The 20,624-nt window shown below is 71.2% G+C and carries 20 protein-coding genes; 12 read left to right on the forward strand and 8 right to left on the reverse strand.

All coding sequences use genetic code 11. The annotated features are described in order from the left end of the window. Positions 1-107: 107 nt before the first annotated feature. Both H0524_RS10010 and mca read right to left on the reverse strand, forming a co-directional pair. Positions 108-410 carry a hypothetical protein gene (locus H0524_RS10010; protein WP_180198375.1) on the reverse strand — a complete coding sequence of 101 codons (303 nt, stop codon included), beginning with the start codon at positions 408-410 and terminating at the stop codon, positions 108-110. Positions 411-476: 66 nt separating this feature from the next. Further along, a complete protein-coding gene (gene mca / locus H0524_RS10015) occupies positions 477-1,337 on the reverse strand; it encodes a mycothiol conjugate amidase Mca (RefSeq protein ID WP_180198471.1) in 861 nt (286 codons plus the stop codon). 293 nt (positions 1,338-1,630) lie between these two features. On the opposite strand from mca, the gene H0524_RS10020 reads away from it, so the two are divergent. Together H0524_RS10020 and greA are read left to right on the forward strand one after the other, a co-directional pair. Further along, entirely contained in the window at positions 1,631-2,065 is a 435-nt protein-coding gene (locus H0524_RS10020; RefSeq protein WP_018218640.1) for a DUF4307 domain-containing protein, read from the forward strand. A 126-nt stretch (positions 2,066-2,191) separates the two neighbouring features. Then, complete coding sequence (gene greA / locus H0524_RS10025; protein ID WP_018727144.1) at positions 2,192-2,689, forward strand: transcription elongation factor GreA; 498 nt, start codon at positions 2,192-2,194, stop codon at positions 2,687-2,689. 96 nt (positions 2,690-2,785) lie between these two features. Here the strand turns inward: greA and ilvA are convergent, their stop codons facing one another. The 3 genes from ilvA to H0524_RS10040 form a co-directional block, all read right to left on the reverse strand. After that, positions 2,786-4,006 (reverse strand): threonine ammonia-lyase, encoded by a 1,221-nt coding sequence (gene ilvA, locus H0524_RS10030; RefSeq protein ID WP_018727143.1) that lies wholly within the window; start codon positions 4,004-4,006, stop codon positions 2,786-2,788. Positions 4,007-4,092: 86 nt separating this feature from the next. Next, complete coding sequence (locus tag H0524_RS10035; protein WP_180198376.1) at positions 4,093-5,502, reverse strand: amidase; 1,410 nt, start codon at positions 5,500-5,502, stop codon at positions 4,093-4,095. Positions 5,503-5,521: 19 nt separating this feature from the next. Continuing rightward, complete coding sequence (locus H0524_RS10040; protein ID WP_180198377.1) at positions 5,522-6,664, reverse strand: cystathionine gamma-synthase; 1,143 nt, start codon at positions 6,662-6,664, stop codon at positions 5,522-5,524. Positions 6,665-6,721: 57 nt separating this feature from the next. On the opposite strand from H0524_RS10040, the gene H0524_RS10045 reads away from it, so the two are divergent. The 3 genes from H0524_RS10045 (at position 6,722) to H0524_RS10055 (ending at position 8,458) form a co-directional block, all read left to right on the forward strand. Continuing rightward, positions 6,722-7,132, forward strand: a complete 411-nt coding sequence (locus tag H0524_RS10045; protein ID WP_180198472.1) for an HIT family protein — start codon at positions 6,722-6,724, stop codon at positions 7,130-7,132. Positions 7,133-7,308: 176 nt separating this feature from the next. After that, entirely contained in the window at positions 7,309-7,977 is a 669-nt protein-coding gene (gene msrA / locus H0524_RS10050) for a peptide-methionine (S)-S-oxide reductase MsrA (RefSeq protein ID WP_180198378.1), read from the forward strand. Between the two features lie 85 nt (positions 7,978-8,062). Then, the gene (locus H0524_RS10055; RefSeq protein ID WP_180198379.1) at positions 8,063-8,458 is read left to right on the forward strand and encodes a VOC family protein; all 396 of its coding nucleotides are present in this window, start codon (positions 8,063-8,065) and stop codon (positions 8,456-8,458) included. Between the two features lie 51 nt (positions 8,459-8,509). Here the strand turns inward: H0524_RS10055 and H0524_RS10060 are convergent, their stop codons facing one another. Further along, positions 8,510-9,628, reverse strand: a complete 1,119-nt coding sequence (locus H0524_RS10060; protein ID WP_255435856.1) for a phosphotransferase — start codon at positions 9,626-9,628, stop codon at positions 8,510-8,512. Between the two features lie 334 nt (positions 9,629-9,962). Between H0524_RS10060 and H0524_RS10065 the strand changes: the two genes are divergently transcribed. From H0524_RS10065 to H0524_RS10085, 5 genes are all read left to right on the forward strand, one after another. Then, entirely contained in the window at positions 9,963-11,747 is a 1,785-nt protein-coding gene (locus H0524_RS10065) for an N-acetylglutaminylglutamine amidotransferase (RefSeq protein ID WP_180198380.1), read from the forward strand. Between the two features lie 2 nt (positions 11,748-11,749). Continuing rightward, positions 11,750-13,597, forward strand: coding sequence for an N-acetylglutaminylglutamine synthetase (ngg, locus tag H0524_RS10070; RefSeq protein WP_180198381.1), 1,848 nt, complete (start codon positions 11,750-11,752; stop codon positions 13,595-13,597). Then, entirely contained in the window at positions 13,594-14,787 is a 1,194-nt protein-coding gene (locus tag H0524_RS10075) for an osmoprotectant NAGGN system M42 family peptidase (RefSeq protein WP_180198382.1), read from the forward strand. The genes ngg and H0524_RS10075 overlap by 4 nt, the downstream gene beginning before the upstream one ends. A gap of 448 nt (positions 14,788-15,235) precedes the next feature. Next, on the forward strand, positions 15,236-16,165 hold the full coding sequence (locus H0524_RS10080) for a ribonuclease Z (RefSeq protein ID WP_180198383.1): 930 nt from the start codon (positions 15,236-15,238) through the stop codon (positions 16,163-16,165). After that, positions 16,162-16,671, forward strand: coding sequence for a GNAT family N-acetyltransferase (locus H0524_RS10085; protein ID WP_180198384.1), 510 nt, complete (start codon positions 16,162-16,164; stop codon positions 16,669-16,671). The genes H0524_RS10080 and H0524_RS10085 overlap by 4 nt, the downstream gene beginning before the upstream one ends. Positions 16,672-16,751: 80 nt before the next feature. Here H0524_RS10085 and H0524_RS10090 read toward each other — a convergent pair whose 3' ends face one another. Further along, positions 16,752-18,122, reverse strand: coding sequence for a cystathionine beta-synthase (locus H0524_RS10090; protein WP_018727131.1), 1,371 nt, complete (start codon positions 18,120-18,122; stop codon positions 16,752-16,754). An 85-nt stretch (positions 18,123-18,207) separates the two neighbouring features. Further along, positions 18,208-18,564: a DUF1232 domain-containing protein gene (locus H0524_RS10095; protein WP_180198385.1), complete on the reverse strand. Its 357-nt coding sequence runs from the start codon at positions 18,562-18,564 to the stop codon at positions 18,208-18,210. Between the two features lie 122 nt (positions 18,565-18,686). On the opposite strand from H0524_RS10095, the gene H0524_RS10100 reads away from it, so the two are divergent. Together H0524_RS10100 and H0524_RS10105 are read left to right on the forward strand one after the other, a co-directional pair. Next, positions 18,687-19,772 (forward strand): SGNH/GDSL hydrolase family protein, encoded by a 1,086-nt coding sequence (locus tag H0524_RS10100; protein WP_180198386.1) that lies wholly within the window; start codon positions 18,687-18,689, stop codon positions 19,770-19,772. After that, a complete protein-coding gene (locus H0524_RS10105; RefSeq protein ID WP_180198387.1) occupies positions 19,769-20,581 on the forward strand; it encodes an SGNH/GDSL hydrolase family protein in 813 nt (270 codons plus the stop codon). Before H0524_RS10100 ends, H0524_RS10105 begins: the two co-directional genes overlap by 4 nt. Positions 20,582-20,624 lie beyond the last annotated feature (43 nt).

Consider the following 20,624-nt stretch of genomic DNA (forward strand, 5'->3'; position numbering starts at 1 on the left):
CAGGCCGACGAAACTTTCCGTCCCCGGCGGGAAGGCTAGGCCAATACCGGTTACCGCAACAGGGGGCTGGGGTGCCGATAGTCGTGAATCATGCGGCCAGGGCCCGTTCAGGGCTGCTGGGGCCCGGTGCCGGATTTCATCGATGAATCCGGCGCCGGGGCGCCACCGGTCGCCGCACTGGCTGCCGCAGCCGGACCAGCGCCGGACGCAACGGAGCCAGCCGCAACGGAGTCGGAGGCGGACGGAAACTGGTCGGGCAGTCGGCGCAGTCGGGCGTTCATGTTGCGGATCAGCAGAACGGTGGCGGTCGCCAGCACGAGGATCAGGAACAGGCCCATCGGGCCGGCCAGCCCGCCCGTGCGGGTGTTCCCGAAGTTGTTTTGGGCGAGCACCTCAGCGGCGGTAAGCATGGCGTCCTCCGTTGCGCGAGTGGTGACCAGCCTAGCCCGCCCCCGGGGCGGGGCCGATGGACCCCCTCATCGGGGTGCGCCGGGCTCGGCGATGCCAGCGAACAGGTCCGACTCGGGCAGGGGGCTGTCGACCAGGGACCGGACGAGTTGGAAGTCCTCCGTGGGCCAGGCGCGCTGTTGCACCTCCATCGGCACCTGGAACCAGAATCCGTCCGGGTCGATCTGGGTGGCGTGGGCGCGCAACGCGTCGTCGCGGACCGGGAAGTACTCGGCGCACCCGACCCGGGTGGTGATTCTGGGGCCCTTGTCTGTCCGGCCCTCCCAACGTGTGAGCCACTCCTCGTACGGCGACTCGAAGCCGGCGGCGAGCAGCGCCTCGTGCAGCACCAGGATCTTGCCCTTGGAGAAAACGATGTCGTAGTAGAGCTTGAGCGGCTGCCAGGGCTCGCCGAGCTCGGGGTAACGCTCGGCGTCACCGGCGGCGTCGAAGGCCGCAACGCTGATCTTGTGGGTCATGATGTGGTCGGGGTGGGGGTAACCGCCCTCCTCGTCGTAGGTGGTGACGACGTGCGGACGGAACTCCCGCATCAGGCGCACCAGCGGGCCGGCGGCCTCGGCCACGTCCTGCAGGGCGAAGCAGCCCTCCGGCAACGGTGGCAGCGGGTCCCCCTCCGGCAGCCCCGAGTCCACGAAGCCGAGCCAGGCCTGCTCGATACCGAGAATGGCCCGTGCGGCGTCCATCTCGGCACGGCGGATGTCAGCGATGTTGGCCCAGACGTCGGGCCGGTCCATCTTGGGATTGAGCACGCTTCCCCGCTCGCCGCCGGTGCACGTCACGACCAGGACGTCCACCCCCTCGGCCACGTACTTCGCGGTGGTCGCGGCACCCTTACTCGACTCGTCGTCCGGGTGTGCGTGGACGGCCATGAGTCGCAGTCGCTCTGCCAAGGTAGGCGCTCCTCATCTCTGCCCCGGCGGTCCCGCCCAGGCCGCTCGGCTACGGAACCTTCCCCGCCGTCGTGCCGCACACCGCGAACACCCGCACCCCTGGGCACTCCACCGGCGCTGACCTGCGATGCTTACGGCGCTGCTGGAGCTCCCACGGTGCCGGACCTGTCCATGATGCGTGACGTGCCGGACGGCTGGGAGAATGAACCTGCCACTCTTACCAAACCATTCTTGCTGATGGCCCCGACAACGATGCCAGGAGAGGCCCGCGGGTGAGCGAGACGCACGCCACACATTCAGCCGGCGCGCCGGTGTTCCCACCCGGCCGGTACGGGCGGCGGCGGGAACGCCGTCGGCGCCGCCCGGTGCTGACCGCGCTGGTGGGGCTCGCCCTGGTGGCGGCCCTCGGCACGATCGTGGTCCGGCTCTACCAGCAGTACGGCGGGCTGGAGTACGACGCGACCGTGATCACCTATACCGAGATCACCGACTCCCAGGTGCTGATCGACTTCCGGGTCACCGTACCCCCGGGCGGGTCGGCGGTCTGCGTGTTGCGGGCCCGGGACCGGGACGGCGCCCAGGTGGCCCGGGAGCAGGTCACGGTGACCGCCCGGCCCGACGAGCGGGAGGTACGCGCTCAGCACCGCCTGGTGACCGAGGGACGCCCTTTCATCGGCGAGGTACTTCGCTGTCGTCGCCCGGCCTGACCTGCGCTGACGGCCACGGCGGGGCGGCGTGCGAGGGGTTGGACGTTGATCGTCGGGCCGACGACGTCGGCGGGCACTGGTAACTTGGAATTTCACCTGCCGCCAGCACGACTGAGGAGATCGCCTGTGTCCACTGGCAACGAGGCGCCCGCCACCTGGCTGTCCCAGGAGGCGCACGACCGCCTCCAGGCGGAGCTCGACGCGTTGATCGCCAATCGGCCGGTCATCGCCGCCGAGATCAACGCCCGGCGTGAGGAGGGTGACCTGCGGGAGAACGGCGGCTACCACGCCGCCCGCGAGGAACAGGGCAAGGCCGAGGGACGGATCGTCTACCTGAAGGAGCTGCTCCGCACCGCTCAGGTGGGCGAGGCACCGACTGCCGACACGGTCGCGCCGGGCATGGTAGTAACGATCTACTTCGATGATGACAAGGATGACACCGAGCGTTTCCTGCTCGGTTCCCGCGAGATCTCGTCGACCACCGAGCTGACGGTCTACAGCCCCGAGTCCGCCATCGGGCAGGCGATCCTGGGCTGCCGCCCGGGCCAGACCTGCACCTACACCGCACCCAGCGGCGCGGATATCAAGGTGACCGTGGTTGCCTTCGAACCCTTCGGCAGCTGAGGGCAGCGGCTGAACCACCCGTTTCGACGTGCCGGTGGCCCGGGGCCACCGGCACGTCGGGATTTCGGGCTCCGGCGGAGCTCGGGCTGGGCGGCCTCACGCCTCGCCGGCGAAGACCACCTGGTAGCCACTCGCCCGCAGCACGCTGATCAGCGTGTCCGAATGTTCGGTGCCGCGGGTCTCCACCGACAGCGCCACCTCGACCTCGCCGAGTCGCAGGTGCGGGTTGGCCCGCTGGTGCTCGACGTCCACGACGTTCGCCCGCTGCTCGGCGATCTCATTGAGCAACAGGGCGAGCTGGCCCGGTCGATCCGAGCAGCGGACGGTGACCCGCAGATAGCGCCCGGCCGCCGCGAGCCCGTGCTCGATCACCCGCAGCATCAGAAGCGGATCGATGTTGCCACCGGAGAGCACCGTCACCACCGGCGCCTCGACGTCAACCACGCCGGCCAGCAGCGCCGCCGCCCCCACCGCACCGGCCGGCTCGACCACCTGCTTGCCCCGCTCCAACAACATCAGCAACGCCCGGGAGATGTCCTCCTCGCGCACGGTCACGACCTCGTCGACCAACGCGCGGACGTGCTGGAAGGTCAGCTCACCGGGGCGGCCCACGGCGATTCCGTCCGCGATGGTGCCGAACGACGGCAGCCGTACCGGCTCACCGGCGGCCAGCGAGGGCGGGAAGGCGGCGGCGCTGGCCGCCTGTACCCCGACGACCCGCACGTCTGGACGCAGCGCCCTAACCGCGACCCCGATGCCGGAGACCAGCCCGCCGCCCCCCACCCCGGTGACGATCGTGCGGACCTCCGGGCACTGTTCGAGGATCTCCAGCGCCACCGTGCCCTGCCCGGCGATCACATCGCGGTGGTCGAACGGGTGGATCAGCGTTGCCCCGGTGCGCTCGGCGTAGGTCTGCGCGGCCACCAACGTCTCGTCAACCGTGTTGCCGGCGAGTTCGACCTGCGCGCCGTACCCCTTGGTGGCCTCCACCTTCGGCAACGGTGCGTTCACCGGCATGAACACGGTGGCGTCCGTGCCGACCAGGCCGGCAGCGAGCGCCACACCCTGGGCGTGGTTGCCGGCACTGGCCGCGACCACACCGTTGGCGCGCTCCGCCGCCGACAGCCGGGAGATCCGCACGATGGCCCCCCGCACCTTGTACGAACCAGCTCGCTGGAGGTGCTCGCACTTGAGCCACACCGGCCCGCCGAGCGCCGCGCTGAGGGGACGGGACGGTTCCAACGGGGTGGTACGAACGACACCGGCGAGTAGCTCCCGCGCGGCCCGTACGTCGTCCAGGCCGACCAATTTCGTCATGCCCTGATCGTGCCACCCGCCCCGACCAGCGCCGGGCCTGGCCACCGCCCTCACTTCCCGCTGTCGTCCTCCAGTGCCGGGACGCCTCAACCGGCAGCCGGCGAGGGCGTCCCGCCCCGTGGATAGCCAGTGGCGTGGCGGGCCCAGGGGGCCTGCATCTCGAACTGACCGGCCACACCGAGCAGCAGGAGCTCGGACCCGGGCGGACCGACCAGCTGGACCGCCACCGGCAGCCCGTCCGGGCGACGCCCCACCGGCACCACCAGCGCGGGCAGTCCGGCGACGTTCCACGGCGCGGTGTACGGGGCGTACCGAAGGTTGGCCAGCACGTTCGCCGGCCAGGAGCGAGCCGACCAGCTGATCGCCGCCGGGGGGATGCTGGCCAGGGCCGGGGTGAGCAGCAGGTCGATCGAGTGGTCGGTGAAGAGCCCGATCGAGCGTTCCCGCCAGTCCGCCCGGTCGGCCGGGCGGACGTACCCCCGGCGCTGCACCCACTCCCCGAGCCGGACGTGCCGGCGGTTGCGCTTCTGCAGACTCCGCCGGTCCAGGCCGGCGGCCTGGACATCCGCGGCAGCCGCGGCGAACCAGGTGGCGAGGCCCTGCAGGCCGAGCGCCGTCGAGTAGCTCGGGTCGGCGGGCACGGTGTCGTGCCCGGCGGCGGCGAGCAGCCGGCCGGCGGCGGCGACCGCGTCCCGGTTCGACGCGTCCGGCGAGATGCCCCGCACCGGGGCGCGCAGGGACACGCCGACCCGGAGCCGGGCCGGCGGGACAAGCTTCTCCTGCCGCCGGCCGGCGAGCGTCTGAAAGCCGACCGCCGCGTCGGCGACGGTGGTGGTCAGCATCCCGTGCTCGGTGAGGCCGAACCAGTCGTCCGCGCCGAGTTGGCAGGGCACCACCCCGCGCCCGGGCTTGAGGCCGACCAGACCGCAGCAGGCCGCCGGAATCCGGATCGACCCGAGCCCGTCGTTGCCGTGGGCGATCGGCACCAGCCCCGCGGCCACCGCCGCGGCCGATCCCCCGGACGAGCCGCCGGGGGTACGGCCACGGTCCCACGGGTTTCGGGTCACCGCGGTCGAGTCGTCGGTCACCCCCCACAGGCCCAGCTCCGGCATCCGGGTGACGCCGAGAATCACCGCGCCCGCACCGCGCAGCCGCCGGACCACCTCGTGGTCGGCCTCCGCCACCGGGGTCTGCGCGGCGACCGAACCGTTCCAGGTGGGCAGTCCGGCGACGGCGGTGTTCTCCTTGACCGCCACCGGCACCCCGGCCAGCGGAAGGTCAGCCAGGTCCTCCAGCTCGTCGACCTTCTCCGCCTCGGTGACCGCCGCACCGGCGCGTACCCGCCGGAACGCGGCCAGGTCGGGGTCGACCCGGGCGAGGTGGTCGAGATGGTCGGCGACGACCTGGGTGGCGGAGATGTCACCGCGGCGCACGCCGCGGGCGATCTGCTTGGCAGTCGCCCCCACCCAGGTCGGTGCGATGTCCTGCACGGCCACCCTCCCCCAGCCCCTGCGATCAGCCCAGCGCCTGCTCCAGATCAGCCAGCAGGTCGTCTATCGTCTCAATGCCGACAGACAGTCGCACGAGATCGCCGGGAACTTCAAGCGGCGAGCCGGCCGCACCGGCGTGGGTCATCCGACCCGGATGCTCGATCAGGGACTCCACCCCGCCGAGAGATTCGGCGAGCACGAACAGCTTTGCCCGGTTACAGATCTCTACGGCCCGCTCCTCGCCGCCGACCGCGCGGAAGGAGACCATCCCGCCGAAGCGCCGCATCTGCTTCACGGCCACCTCGTACCCGGGGTGGGTGGGCAGGCCTGGGTAGCTGACCGAGGCGACCGACGGGTGCCCGTCCAAGAAGGTGGCGATCCGCTCGGCGTTGTCGCAGTGCCGATCCATGCGTACGCCGAGGGTCTTGATCCCGCGCAGCGTGAGCCAGGCGTCGAACGGCCCGTTGATCGCACCCATCGCGTTCTGGTGATAGCCCAGCTCGGCACCGAGCTCGGGGTCGGCAACGACCAGCGCCCCACCGACCACGTCGGAGTGTCCACCGATGTACTTGGTGGTCGAGTGCACCACGACGTCGGCGCCGAACGTGATCGGCTGCTGCAGGTACGGGGAGGCGAAGGTGTTGTCCACCACGAGCAACGCCCCCGCCTCGTGGGCGATCGCCGCGAGGGCGGCGATGTCGGCGATGCCGAGCAACGGGTTGGTGGGGGTCTCCACCCAGACGATCTTCGTCTGGCCCGGCCGGATCGCGGCCCGTACCGCGTCGGGGTCGGAGACCCGGGCCGGGGTGTAGGACAGGCCCCAGCGCTCGGTGACCCGGGCGAAGAGCCGGTAGGTGCCGCCGTAGGCGTCGTCCGGGATGACCACGTGGTCACCGGGGGCGCAGACCGCCCGCAGCAGCGTGTCCTCGGCGGCGAGGCCACTGGCGAAGGCGAGACCGACGGCGCCGCCTTCCAACGCGGCCAGGCACTCCTGCAGGGCGTCCCGGGTCGGGTTGCCGGAGCGGCTGTACTCGTAGCCCTGGCGCGGCGCGCCGACGGCGTCCTGCGCGTACGTGCTGGTCTGGTAAATCGGGGGGATCACCGCACCGGTGCGGGCCTCCGGGGCCTGACCGGCGTGGATGGCGAGCGTCTCGAAGCCGTTACTCATGACCGGAACGTTAGTCGGGCCCGGTCTGGGCTACCCTGCCGAGGGATGAGCGGATGCGTGTTCTGCGAGATCGTGGCGGGCGAGGTGCCGGCGTTCCGGGTTGTGGACGAGCCCGGTGGGGTGGCCTTCCTGGACACCCGGCCGGTGTTCAAGGGCCACCTGCTCGTGGTGCCGCGTCCCCACCTGGTCACGCTGGCGGACCTGCCGGCTCCGGCGCTGCCGGGCTACTTCGGGTTGGTCCGCCGACTCGCCGTCGCGGTGGAGGCCGGACTGGGTGCGGGCGGCACGTTCGTGGCGATGAACAACAAGGTGTCGCAATCGGTTCCGCACCTGCACACCCATGTGGTGCCGCGGACGAGGGGCGACGGGCTGCGCGGCTTCTTCTGGCCCCGCGCCCGCTACCGGGATGACGCCGAGGCGGCCGACCACGCCGACCGGATCCGCGCGGCGCTGCCCGGTTCCGCCTGAGCGCCACCATCGCGGGGTAGGGCAGCCCTCGGCGCGGGTAAGGAAGCCGTGGCGCGGGTAAGGAAGCCGTGCGCGGGTTGGGAGCCGCCATCGCGGGCAAGGAAGCCGTTGGCGCGGGTAAGGAAACCGGGCCGGCCGGCGTTGCAGCCGGGGAAGGGTATGAGAGGAGTCCCATCGTGTTCCTGCGCCGTACGAAGGCCCAGCTGATCACCCCGGAGGAGGCCCTGCCCGGCCGCCCGGTCGCGACACCGGTCACCGACCCGCACGAGGTGTTGGGCACCCCGCTGACGGGTCCGTTCCCCGAGGGAACCGAGATCGCCGTATTCGGGATGGGTTGTTTCTGGGGCGCCGAGCGGCTGTTCTGGACGCTGCCCGGCGTGCTCACCACCTCGGCGGGCTACGCGGGCGGCTACACGCCGAACCCGTCGTACGACGAGGTCTGCTCCGGCCGGACCGGGCACGCCGAGGTCGTCCAGGTCAACTACGACCCGACGAAGATCACATACGAGGACCTGTTGAAGGTCTTCTGGGAGAACCACGACCCGACCCAGGGCATGCGGCAGGGCAACGACATGGGCACCCAGTACCGGTCGGCGATCTACACGACCACCGACGAGCAGCTGACCACCGCGCTGGCGTCCCGCGACGCGTTCGCACCGGTCGTGGCCCGCGCCGACAAGGGCGAGATCACCACGGAGATCAGCCCCCTCGGCGAATATTATCTGGCTGAGGGGCATCACCAGCAGTACCTCGCGCCGACCAAGAATCCCGGCGGCTACTGCAACCACGGCCCCACCGGGCTCAGCTTCTGCGCCCCTTCCGATCAACCGGCACACCGAGACTGACCAGGTAGACCCTTCCCGGGCAGCGCGAACGGCGGCCGGCCGATACGTTTAGGCGCGTTGTCACGACCAGGTGGGGGGTACGTCGGTGCGCGACCAGCGGCAGCAGGGCTACCGGTTGAACGGGCTGCACCACACGCAGTTGGCCATCCCGCCGGAGTCGGAGCCGACCGCGCGAGAATTCTACGGCGGTGTGCTGGGCATGGCCGAGATAGCCAAGCCGCCCGTCCTCGCCGCGCGCGGTGGTTGCTGGTTCCGCTCCGGCGGGCTCGAGATCCACCTCGGCGTGGAGCTGGATTTCCGGCCCGCCCGCAAGGCCCACCCGGGAATCCTGGTGAATGACATCGACGCCTTGGCCAAGCACCTCAGCGAGCATGGGACCGAGGTCGACTGGGACGACAACTTCCCCGGGCACCGTCGGTTCTACGCCCATGACCCGCTGGGCAACCGGCTGGAGTTCCTGGAGCCGGAGCAGCCCGCCTAGCGTGGAGCTGGACCAGCGACCGCGACCACCAGGTACCCGCAGTACCAGGTTCTAGCTTGATCCGGCGATATGTGCCCAGTCGGCGATGAGCGTGACCATACCCGCCACCCGCTTGACCACCAGCTCGGCGGCCTCGTCCTGGCTGTAGTTCGACGACCCGACGTCGTTGCTGACCACCCGGCCGAGCACGGCGGGACCAAACCAGCTGAACTTCGCGGCGCCACACGCGCCGACCGCGACGCGAACCGCGTCCTCGGAGCCGGACCAGCCACCGTCCCATAAGCCCTTGAGGTAGCCGTCGATACAGCCCTCCGCGATCTCCGATAGTAGGTCCGGATCCATCAGGCCGTCCGTGAAGCTGTCCAGGATGAGGTTGGAGATGTCCTCGCCGACCGCGCCCTCTCCGGTGAACGCCCAGTCGATCAGCACCGATCTGCCGTCCACGTCGATGAGGTTGGCGGGCCAGACATCGAGGTGGCACAACGTACGCTCAACGCCCTGTGCGACCGCGAGCGTCCGGTTGCGCTCGGCCCACAGCCGACGCAGGCTCTGCCGCACTGGATCGGGCCAGAACGCGACGCCCGGGTGGCCCCAGTCGGCGTCCTCGATGTCCACCGACAGCGGCGGCCCATCGGTGAGGTACTGCCGCAGCCAACCGCGCGAGAGCCAGGGTAGGTCCGGCACCCGCCCGGTCCACCGCGCCTGCCCGGCGCCGAGTTCGTAGGCGAACCGGGCGATACGGCTGGGCGACCATTCGAAACCACCGGTGCCCCAGACGTGGTCCAGCCAGAGTTCGACCAGGCCGTCGGCGCGTACGCTGGTCTCCAGCAACTCCGGCCCGCTGATGCCGGCCTCGGCGTAGACAGTCGAGGGCACGCCTTCCGCATAGGCCAGTGACTCCCGCCGCCAGTAGTTCCAGTGCGTCGGCTCGGCGGCGGTTGGCCAGCAGCCGGTGTACCCGGGCGTACCCGGCCGGTAGATCTTCAACACGGCTTGACCGGCCGTCCCCCGCACGCGCCAGATCCCGTAGGTCGCGGCGTTTCCCTTGTTGTGCCGCAGCTCCTCGACCGCCAGGACCGGCAGACCGACCTGGGAGGGGACGTGGTGGACAGCGAGCGAATGTCCCGCCCCGATGTCCAAGATTTGCCCGGAATGCGGAGCATCGCCCATCAACAGCCTCCATCAGTCGGATCGCGACGGGTCCCGGCGGAGGAGCCAAATTTGCCCAACTTGGGCCATCTCTGTCGCCAGCCGCGGCGAGCACGGTGGGTCACTCGCGCCGACGACCCGCCCGAGGATATCGGATTCCATAAATGGGTCGATCATCACATCGGGTGACGGCGGCAGATCCTCGCAGAGTGACCACGCGTGACACGAACTGCCACCCTCACCCCCATGAACCGTCACTCTGTGCAGTGGAGGACGGGAATTCTAGCAACCCTTTTACACGACCGTCATAGTCTCAACAGGCTAATCGCAATATCCTCTGGCAGCATGGGCTGACATGTGCGGACTTGCGGGAGAGTTTCGCCGTGACGGTTCCCGGGCCGACGTGGCCGCGGTGGAGCGCATGGCGGCCACGATGAGTGACCGAGGCCCGGACGGCAGCGGGGTGTGGGCACAGGGAGCGATCGCCCTGGGACACCGCCGCCTTAAGATCATCGACCTCTCGGCCGCCAGCGGCCAACCCGTCGTGGACGCCGCCGCCGGCCTGACCGGCGTCTTCAACGGCTGCATCTACAACTACCGGGAACTACGGACGGAACTGCAGGCCAAGGGGCACCACTTCTTCTCCTCCGGAGACAGCGAGGTGGTGGTCAAGGCGTACGCCGAATGGGGCCTTGACTTCGTTGACCACCTCGTCGGCATGTTCGCCGTGGCCATCACCGAGCGGGACACCGGCCGACTCGTGCTGGCCCGGGACCGGCTCGGCATCAAGCCGCTCTACCTGGCCGAGTCGCCGGACGTGGTCCGCTTCGCCAGCACCCTGCCGGCGCTGCTGGCCGGCGGTGGCGTCAACACCGAGATCGACCCGGTCGCGCTGGCGCACTACCTGAGCTTCCACAGCATCGTGCCGCCACCGCGCACCATCCTGCGCGGGGTGGCCAAGCTCCCCCCGGCCACCATCCGGGTCTACGAGCCGGACGGCCGCAGCCACGAGCGGGTCTACTGGAATCCGTCCTTCACCCGGAACCCCGAACGCGCCGGCTGGTCGGCCCAGGACTGGCAGGACGCCCTGCTGGGCTCGCTGACCACCGCCGTACGGCGACGGATGGTCGCCGACGTACCGGTCGGCGTGCTGCTCTCCGGCGGCCTGGACTCGAGCCTGGTGGTGGCCCTACTCGCCGGGGAGGGCCAGCGCGGCCTCTCCACCTTCTCCATCGGCTTCGACTCGGTCGGGGGCCGGGAGGGCGACGAATTCCGCTACTCGGACCTGGTGGCGAAGACCTTCGACACTGACCACCACCAGATCCGCGTCCCGTCGCAGGACCTGGTGCCGCCGCTGGAGGCGGCGGTCGCCGCGATGAGCGAGCCGATGGTCAGCCATGACTGCGTCGCGTTCTACCTGCTCAGCCAGGAGGTGGCCCGACACGTCAAGGTCGTCCAGTCCGGTCAGGGCGCGGACGAGATCCTGGGCGGCTACCACTGGTACCCGCCACTGGCGCAGGTCGCACGGGAGGAGGCGCTCGAGACGTACGCCCGGGCGTTCTTCGACCGGGACGCGGCCGGGCTGGCGCGCGTACTCGACTCGGCCTGGCTGGCCGACGGGGACCCGGCACGCGAGTTCGTCGCCGCCCACCTGGCCCAGGCCGGGGCGCAGACCGCGGTCGACGCCGGCCTGCGGATCGACACGCAGATCATGCTGACCGACGACCCGGTGAAGCGGGTCGACAACATGACCATGGCACACGGGCTGGAGGCCCGGGTCCCGTTCCTCGACCACGAGTTCGTGGAGCTCGCGGCGGCCTGCCCGCCGGAGCTGAAGCTGGCCCAGGGCGGCAAGGGCGTGCTCAAGGAGATCGGCCGGCGGGTCCTGCCGCACGAGGTCATCGACCGGCCGAAGGGCTACTTCCCGGTTCCGGGCCTCACCCACCTGGAGGGCAAGCTCCTCGACCGGGTCCGCGACGCGCTCTCCGCGCCGGAGGCCCGCCGGCGAGGGCTGTACCGCACCGACTACGTCAACGCGCTGCTCGACGACCCGAACGCCGAACTGACCCCGTTGAACGGAAACAAGCTGTGGCAACTCGGACTCCTGGAAATGTGGCTCCAGAACCACGGAATCGGTTGACCATGTCGGGAAGCCTCGCGACCGGGGTAGCACTGGCAGATCAGGTACGGGGCCGGAGCCGTCGGTTCGAGCGGGTCGGCCCCGGCGGCGACCCGGTTGCCGCCGCGGCCACCTCAGCCAGCCCGGCCGTCGCACCCGCGGCGGAGCACGTCGACGACGCGCCCGCCGCGGGCGTGGTGCTCGACTGCGGCTGGGGCCGGTTGGTGTTCGGCCAGACCTACGCCGACCAGGCCGACGTCGCCGACGTACTGCGCTCGGAGGCGGCCGGCGCCCGGGACATCTGCATCTACCTGGACGATCCGCACGTACTCGTCTCCCGGCTGCCGGACGAGCTGTTCATCGACCCGTCGCTGACCTTCCGGCTGCCGCTGCACGGCGAGGGGCTCGCCGCCCCGGAAATCCCCGGCCTGCGGATCCGGCCGCTGCGGGACGCGCAGGACGCCGAGGACGTCAATCGGATCTACGCGGCCAACAGCATGGTGACCGCGCCGGTGGAGGTGCTCGTCGCCAACGCCGCCACCGACAGTTTCCTGCACCTGGTCGCCGAGAACGCGACCGGCGAGATCGTCGGCACCATCACCGGGGTGGACCACGTCGCCGTCTTCGACGACCCGGACGGCGGTTCCAGCCTCTGGTGCCTGACCGTGGACTTCAACGCCGCGCCGCCCGGCACCGGCCAGGCGCTCATCACCGAGCTGGCGGCCCGGTTGGTCAACCGGGGACGGGCGTACGTGGACCTGTCGGTGCTCGCCGAGAACGAGGGCGCGATCCGGCTCTATGAACGGCTCGGTTTCTACCGCGTCACCGCGCTCTGTGTGAAGCGGAAGAACCCGATCAACGAGCGGCTCTTCCTCCCCGCCATGCCGGAGGGGTACGACGAGCTCAACCCGTACGCGCAGATCGTCGCGGACGAGGCGATGCGCCGGGGAATCCGGGTGGAGGTAACCGACCCGACCTGGGGTGAGCTGCGGCTGACCAGCGGGGGCCGGACGATCCTCACCCGCGAGTCGCTCTCCGAGCTGACCTCGGCGGTAGCGATGAGCCGCTGTGACGACAAGCGGGTCACCCGGCGGATCCTCGCCCAGGCCGGGCTCTCCGTACCGCGGGGCCGGACGGCCACCGGGGACGGGGCCGACGCCGCGTTCCTGGCCGAGGTCGGTGGGTTGGTCGTGAAGCCGGCCCGGGGCGAGCAGGGCAAGGGAATCACCGTCGGCGTACACACCGCCGAAGCCCTGCGGACGGCCGTCGAGCTGGCCACCCGGTACTGCCCGGAGGTGCTGCTCGAGGAGTTGCGCGCCGGTGAGGATCTACGCGTCGTCATGATCGATCATGAGGTGGTGGCGGCCGCGGTGCGCCGGCCAGCGTCGATCATCGGTGACGGGGTGCACGACATCGCTGAGCTGATCACGCGACAGAGCCGCCGTCGGGCCGCCGCAACCGGCGGCGAGTCCCGCATTCCACTGGACGAGATGACCCGCGAGGTGGTCGCCGAGGCCGGCTACACCCTGACCGACATCCTGCCGGAGGGCGAGCTGCTGATCGTCCGCCGGACCGCCAACCTGCACACCGGTGGCACGATCCACGACGTCACCGCGGAGCTGCACCCGGAGATCGCCGAGGCGTGCGTGACCGCGAGTAGGGCACTGGACATTCCGGTGACCGGGCTGGACCTGTTGGTACCCGCCGCGGAGAACCCCGAGCACGTCTTCATCGAGGCGAACGAGCGACCCGGCCTGGCCAACCACGAGCCGCAGCCGACCGCCGAACGCTTCGTCGATCTCCTCTTCCCCGGGACCCGTGCACCGCAACGCCTCTGGTCCCCCGCGGGTGCGGCAAGCTCTGGAGTATGACCCCGAGCCAGCCCATGCCCCTCCCACTCGACCTCGACTACCTACGCCACGTCCTGGTGGAGCTACTGGAGATCCCGAGCCCGGCCGGCCGCACCGACCACGTACAGCAGTACGTGGGCGAGCGGCTGGCGGCGCTCGGGATCCCGTCCACGCTGACCCGACGCGGCGCGCTCAGCGCCTATCTGCCGGGTCCCCGGACGACCGGGGCCGACCGGGCGATCGTGGTACACACCGATGTCATCGGCGGGATGGTAAAGCGGCTCAAGGAGAACGGGCGGCTGGAGCTCCAGCCGATCGGGACGCACAGCGCACGTTTCGCCGAGGGCGCCCACGTACGGGTCTTCACCGACCACCTGGATCGGGTGGTCACCGGTCAGGTACTGCCGTTGAAGGCCAGTGGGCACCGTTACAACGACGCGGTGGACTCCCAGGGCATCGGCTGGGAGTTGGTCGAGGTCCGGGTGGACGAGCCGGTGTACGACACCGCCGGCCTCCGGGCGCTGGGGATCGACGTGGGCGACTTCGTGGCGCTCCTGCCGAACCCGCAGGTCACCCCCGCCGGGTACGTGAAGTCCCGCCACCTGGACGACAAGGCGGGCGTGGCGGCGGTGCTGACCGCCTGCAAGGCGTTGGTTGACGCCGGGGTCACCCCGGCGGTCAGCGCGCACCTGTTGATCACGGTCACCGAGGAGATCGGCCACGGCGCCTCCCACGGGCTGGATCCGGATGTGGCCGAGATCGTCTCGGTGGACGCGGCCGTGGTCGCCCCCGGCCAGCAGTCCCGGGAGGACGCGGCGACCCTGGCGATGGGCGACGGGGTGGGCCCGTTCGACTACCACCTGACCCGCAACCTGGCGGCGATCGCCCGCGAGAACGGCGTCGACCTGGTCCGGGACGTCTTCGACAACTACCGTTCGGATGTCGCGGCGGCGGTCGAGGCCGGTGCGCATGCCCGGGTGGCGCTGCTCGGATTCGGGGTGGACGCCACCCACGGCCATGAGCGCACCCACCTGGACGGGCTGCGCCACCTGACCCAGCTGCTCTGTCTCTACCTCCAGAGCGAACTGGTCTTCCCGGAGTGGGATGCGGAGCCCGCGGGTGAACTCGCGAAGTTCCCGTCGCTGGCCGTGCAGCCCGCGCAGGAGGACGGACCGCGTGAGGGTCCGATCGGCCTGCCCGACCTCCGCTGAGCACGCCCAACGACCTCCGCTGAGCACGCCCAACGCCCGGCGGCCCGCAACCGGGCGGCCCCGCAACCGGGCGGCCCCGCACCCGGACGGCCCCGCACCCGGCGGCTACCGCGAACTCGATCCGCCTTCCGGCCGCTTGTGATCGAAATCCGTTGCCCCGGGCACAGCGCTGTGGATAGCGTGACGCTACACGGGAAAGGAGGTGGTCCAGACTTGTATAGCAATCGGACTCGTGAGGTGGCTGCCCGCTAGCCGCTGTCCTCGACAGTCGTCCACCCCACCGGGTGGGCGGGAAAGATCGTCGAGACCGTGTGGCAGCGGTGCGGCGAATCCATGACAGCCACCCGACCCCCGGGGTGCCGGCCCAGTCCAGCCGGCCCGCGCGTCAGCGCGGAAGCCCCGGGGGTCGTTCATTCCCCAGCAGCGGCCAGGGCAACAGGAGGGCGGCATGTCGACGCGGGAACTGGTGGTACTCGGGACGGCCAGCCAGACGCCGACCCGCACCCGAAACCACAACGGGTACGTCCTGCGCTGGGACGACGAGGTGATCCTCTTCGATCCGGGGGAGGGCAGCCAGCGGCAGCTGCTGCACAGCACGGTCACCGCCACCGACCTGACCCGGATCTGTGTCACACACTTCCACGGCGACCACTGTCTCGGGCTCCCCGGCACCATTCAGCGGCTCTCCCTGGACCGGGTGTCGCACCCGGTCACGGTCCACTTTCCGGCCGGCGGTGCCGAGTACTTCGCCCGGCTGCGGCACGCGTCGAGTTTCTACGAGACCGCCGAGCTGGCCGTCGTACCGATCGCCACCGACGGGCAGCAGATCGCGATCCGCGGCGGCATGCTGGAGGCCCGCCGGCTCCGGCACCCGGTCGAGACGTACGGATATCGGCTGGTCGAGCCGGACGGGCACCGGATGCTGCCGGAGCGGCTGGCCGCCCACGGCATCGCCGGCCCGGCCATCGGCGAGCTGCTCCGCATCGGCCACCTCGACGTGGCGGGGCGGCGGGTCACCCGGGAACAGATGAGCGCGCCGCGGCCGGGCCAGCGGTTCGCGTTCGTGATGGACACCGGCCTCTGCGACGCGGTGTACGACCTCGCCGACAACGCCGACCTCCTGGTCATCGAGGCCACCTTCCTGGCCTCGGAGGCCGCGCTCGCCGCCGAGGTTGGGCACCTGACCGCGGGGCAGGCGGCGCAGGTCGCCACCGAGTGCGGGGTACGCCGCCTCGTGCTCACCCACTTCTCCCAGCGCTACCCGGACCTGGACCGCTTTGCCGCCGAGGCCCGGGAGCACTTCACGGGTGATCTGGTGGTCGCCGAGGACCTGACGACCGTGCCGGTACCACCCCGGCGGGTACCCTCGGCACGGTGACTTTCACGCTCCGCCCTGGGACGGTGGACGACCTGATCGCGGTCGGGGCGCTGCACCAACGTTCCCGAGTCGCCGCCTACGCGCCCTTCCTGAGCACCGAGATGCTGGCCGAGCCGACCCCGGCGGCGCTGGGACAGTACTGGCGGGAACGCTGGAGTTACGAGCGCGCCGACCACGTGCTGACCGTGGCGGAACGGGATGGCCACTTGGTCGGCTTCAGCTACCTTGGCCCGGACGACCAGGGTGACCCCGCCACCGGGCTGCTCCACGCGGTCTACCTGGAGCCGGCGGAGCGGGGCCGCGGGCTGGGCCGGAGGCTGGAGGCCGACGCCCTGGCCGAGATGCGCTCCCGTGGCTGGCGGGTCGCGGCCCTCTGGGTGTTACGGCAGAACGGACCGGCCCGCCGCTTCTACGAGCGGGACGGGTGGCGGCCAACCGGCGTCACCCAGGAGGAAATGATCGGCTCGACCCCCGCCGTGCTGCTCCGCTACCGGCGGGAGTTGTAGCTCCGGTTGGGCAAGGTGCCCGGCAGGGCCCCGGCCCACGCCCAGGTCGGCGAGGGCCCTGCCGGTTGAGCCAGCGTCCGTCAGCGGGAACCGAGGTGGGCGAGCAGGTCCTGCCGGGTGAGAACCCCCTTCGGTTTGCCGTCGATCAGCACCAGAGCGGCATCGGACTTCTCCAGCAGGGCCACCGCCTCGCTGACCGGCTGCCCACCGCCGATCATCGGCAGTGGCGCGGCCATGTGCCGCTCGATGGTGTCGTGCAGCTGCGCCTGGCCGGTGAAGAGCGCGTCGAGCAGGTCCCGCTCCGCGACCGACCCGGCCACCTCGCCGGTTACCACCGGCGGTTCAGCCTTCAGCACCGGCAGCTGGGAGACGCCGTACTCGCGCAGGTAGTCGATCGCGTCCCGCACCGTCTCGGTCGGGTGCACGTGCACCAGCTCCGGCAACCCACCCGGCTTGCCGGCGAGGGTCTCGGCGATGGTCGGCTCGTTGCCAGAGTTGTCCAGGAAGCCGTACCGGGCCATCCACGAGTCGTTGAAGATCTTGGACAGGTAGCCGCGCCCCCCGTCCGGCAGCAGCACCACGACCACGTCGTCCGGACCGGCCGCACGGGCCACCTCCAGCCCCGCGACCACCGCCATCCCGCAGGAGCCACCGACCAGCAGCCCCTCGGTCCGGGCCAGCCGACGGGTCATCTCAAACGACGCCTTGTCGGAGACCTCAACGATCCCGTCGGCGATCTCCCGGTCGTAGGTCTCCGGCCAGAAGTCCTCACCGACCCCCTCGACCAGGTACGGCCGCCCGGTGCCGCCGGAGTAGACCGACCCCTCGGGGTCAGCGCCGATCACCTTGACCCGCCCCTCCGACGCCTCCTTCAGGTAGCGCCCGATACCGGAGATCGTGCCACCGGTGCCGACCCCCGCGACGAAGTGGGTGATCCGACCCTCGGTCTGCGCCCACAGCTCCGGACCGGTGGTCTCGTAGTGGGAGCGGGGGTTCGCCGGGTGGGCGTACTGGTTGGGCTTCCAGGCGCCAGGGATCTCCTGGGCCAGGCGATCGGAGACGTTGTAGTAGGAGCGGGGATCCGCGGGCGCGACCGCGGTCGGACAGACGACCACCTCGGCGCCGTAGGCGCGCAGCACGTCCTGCTTGTCCTGGCTGACCTTGTCCGGGCAGACGAAGACGCACCGGTAGCCCTTCAGCTGGGCCACCAGCGCCAGCCCGACCCCGGTGTTGCCACTGGTCGGCTCGACGATCGTGCCGCCCGGTCGGAGGATCCCCGCCTGCTCGGCGTCCTCCACCATGCGCAGGGCGATCCGATCCTTGACCGACCCGCCGGGGTTCAGGTATTCCACCTTCACCAGGACGGTGGCCTGGATGCCCTCAGTCACGTTGCGCAGGCGTACCAGCGGGGTGTTGCCGATCAACTCGACGACGTTGTCGTAGTACTGCACCTGGTTGTGCCCTTCTCCTCCGGTGCCGCCGGGTGGGGCGGCCGGGCAGACGAATACGGATGTCGCGCGCTCAGCCTACGTCCCGTCAGCCCGCCACCTCGCCCGGGACGACCGAAGCCTGGCGCGCCTCCCACTCCAGAAACCGCTCGGTCTCGGCGAGTACGCTGCCGGCGAGCCAGGTGACCATGACCGCGTCGTCGGCCAGCCCGAGCAGCGCCAGCCCAAGCTCCGGCAGCAGGTCGACCGGCGAGACGATGTAGGCCGCGGCGGCGGTCATCAGCGCCAGCCGGAGGCCCCCGTCATACCGTCCCCGGACGGTCGCCAGGATCATCCGGGGCAGCGCCGCCACGCGCGCCCCGAGCCCCGGCCCGCCTCGTACCCCGACCACGAGTGCCCGGGCCAACGCGAGGAACGCCGCCCGCCGGTGCAGTGTCTTCCCCATCTGCTCACTCCTTCCCCACACCAGCGTGCCGCCCCGACACAAGTCGGGCCGGACCTGTGCCCGGCAGCGGGGAGCCGTCTCGGGCGACGGTGTCCGGTGGCGGGTTCGCGTAATGTCGGTGCATGGGGGTCGCTGATTCCGTTGTCCCGGCCGGTCCACGCTGGCAGGTCGCCTGGCGCGTCACCCGGCTGGTGGTGCTCGGCGCGGTCGCCACGGCCGCCGCCGCGGCGACCGCCGGTGGTGTCCTGATCGGCCAGGCCCGGCAGGCACGACGAAGCATCCCCACAGCCGAGGCGCCGCCACCACGCTGCGATGGAGTCTACGGGGCAAAGCTGCCCGGACCAGCGGTCACCATGGTCGTACTGGGCGACTCCTGCGCTGCCGGCTACGGCGTGCACCGCCGCCGCGAAACACCGGGGGCGCTGCTCGCCACCGGGGTTTCCCGCCGGCTACACCGACCGGTCCGGCTACACCGGTTCGCCGTGGTGGGGGCGCTCTCCGCCGTCCTGCGTCACCAGGTCGAGGCGGCGCTCGAAGCGCGACCCGATGTCGCCGTCATCCTGATCGGCGGTAACGACGTCACCAACCGCACCCCGCCCGCCGTGGCCGTGCGTTACCTGATCGAGGCGGTGACCACGCTTCGCGGCGCTGGCTGCGCGGTGGTCGTCGGCACCTGCCCGGACCTGGGGGCGATTCGCCCCATCCAGCCGCCACTGCGCTGGCTGGCCCGCCGCTGGAGTCGCCAGCTCGCCGCCGCCCAGACGGTAGCCGTGGTCGAGGCCGGTGGCGCGACGGTCTCCCTCGGCGACCTGCTCGGTCCCCGGTTCACGGCCGAGCCGGCCCGGTTGTTCGCCTGGGACCGGTTCCACCCATCGGCGGAGGGCTACGCGATGGCTGCCGCCGCGCTACTGCCGACCGTCCTCTCCGCCCTCGGGGCAGGGCCGGAGCGGGGGGCTGCGCCAGCACGGGTCCGCGGCGTACGGTCGCTGCCGGAGGCCGCCCAGGAGGCGGCGCGGCACGCGGGGACCGAGGTCAGCGGCGCCCAGGTTCGGGGCCACGACCGCGGTCCGGCGGGTCGCTGGGCGCAGCTGCGCCGACGAGCCTTCTTCGGTGCCGTGACCCAATCCGACCCGGCCGTGGACCCGCCCCACGATGGAGAGGATGGCATGCAGGAGCGGAACGTTGAGCGCGGGGCGGTAGCACCGTGACTGGCCACTTCCGCCCGGGCTTCTCCCGCCGACTCGGGCGGGCCACGGCCGGCTGCTTCGCCGCCGCGGCGGTGGGGGGCGCCGCTCTCCTGGCTGGACAGGCCGTCGCCGCCCACCATCGGCGTTATGCCCAACCCGAGCTGGGGCTGGCCCTGCGGGCCACGATCGGCCAGGCCGACGCTCCCCCGTTGCGGCTCGTGCTGCTCGGGGACTCGTCCGCCCTCGGGGTCGGCGTGAGCCGGCTGGCGGAGACCGTCGGTGGGCAGCTCGCCCACCTGCTCGCTGAGGGGCCGGCCGGGCAGCTGGTCCACCTCTCCAGCGTGGGCGTCTCGGGCTCCCGCTCCACCGACCTGGCCACCCAGGTCGCTCGGGCACTGCTCGGGGAACGACCCGATGTGGCGGTGATCCTGATTGGTGCGAACGACGCCACCTCCCTGCGTCGGTCGACCACCGCCGCGGCCTGCCTCGGGGCCACGGTGCACCGGCTCCGTGAGGCGCGGGTGGAGGTCGTGGTTGGGACCTGCCCCGACCTCGGGGCGGTACGCGCGATCGCGCCCCCGCTACGGCACCTGGTCGGCTGGTCCGGACGGCGGACGGCGCGGGCCCAGACCCTCGCGGTACTCACCGCCGGTGGGACGGTGGTGGATCTCGCCACCGAGGCCGGTCCGGTCTTCCGGGCCGACGCCGGCACGCTCTGCCACGACGGATTCCACCCGTCTGCCGACGGGTACCGGGTGTGGGCGCACGCTCTCTTCCCGGCGGTGGCCGCTGCGGTAACGATGGCGGCTCGGCACGGCCCGCCACGGTGACATTTCCCGGGCCCGGCACGACTTCCGCCTGATGTTACTGACC

The sequence above is a fragment of the Salinispora sp. H7-4 genome (assembly GCF_013416675.1).
In the GTDB taxonomy this organism is placed as follows: Bacteria; Actinomycetota; Actinomycetes; order Mycobacteriales; family Micromonosporaceae; genus Micromonospora; species Micromonospora vitiensis.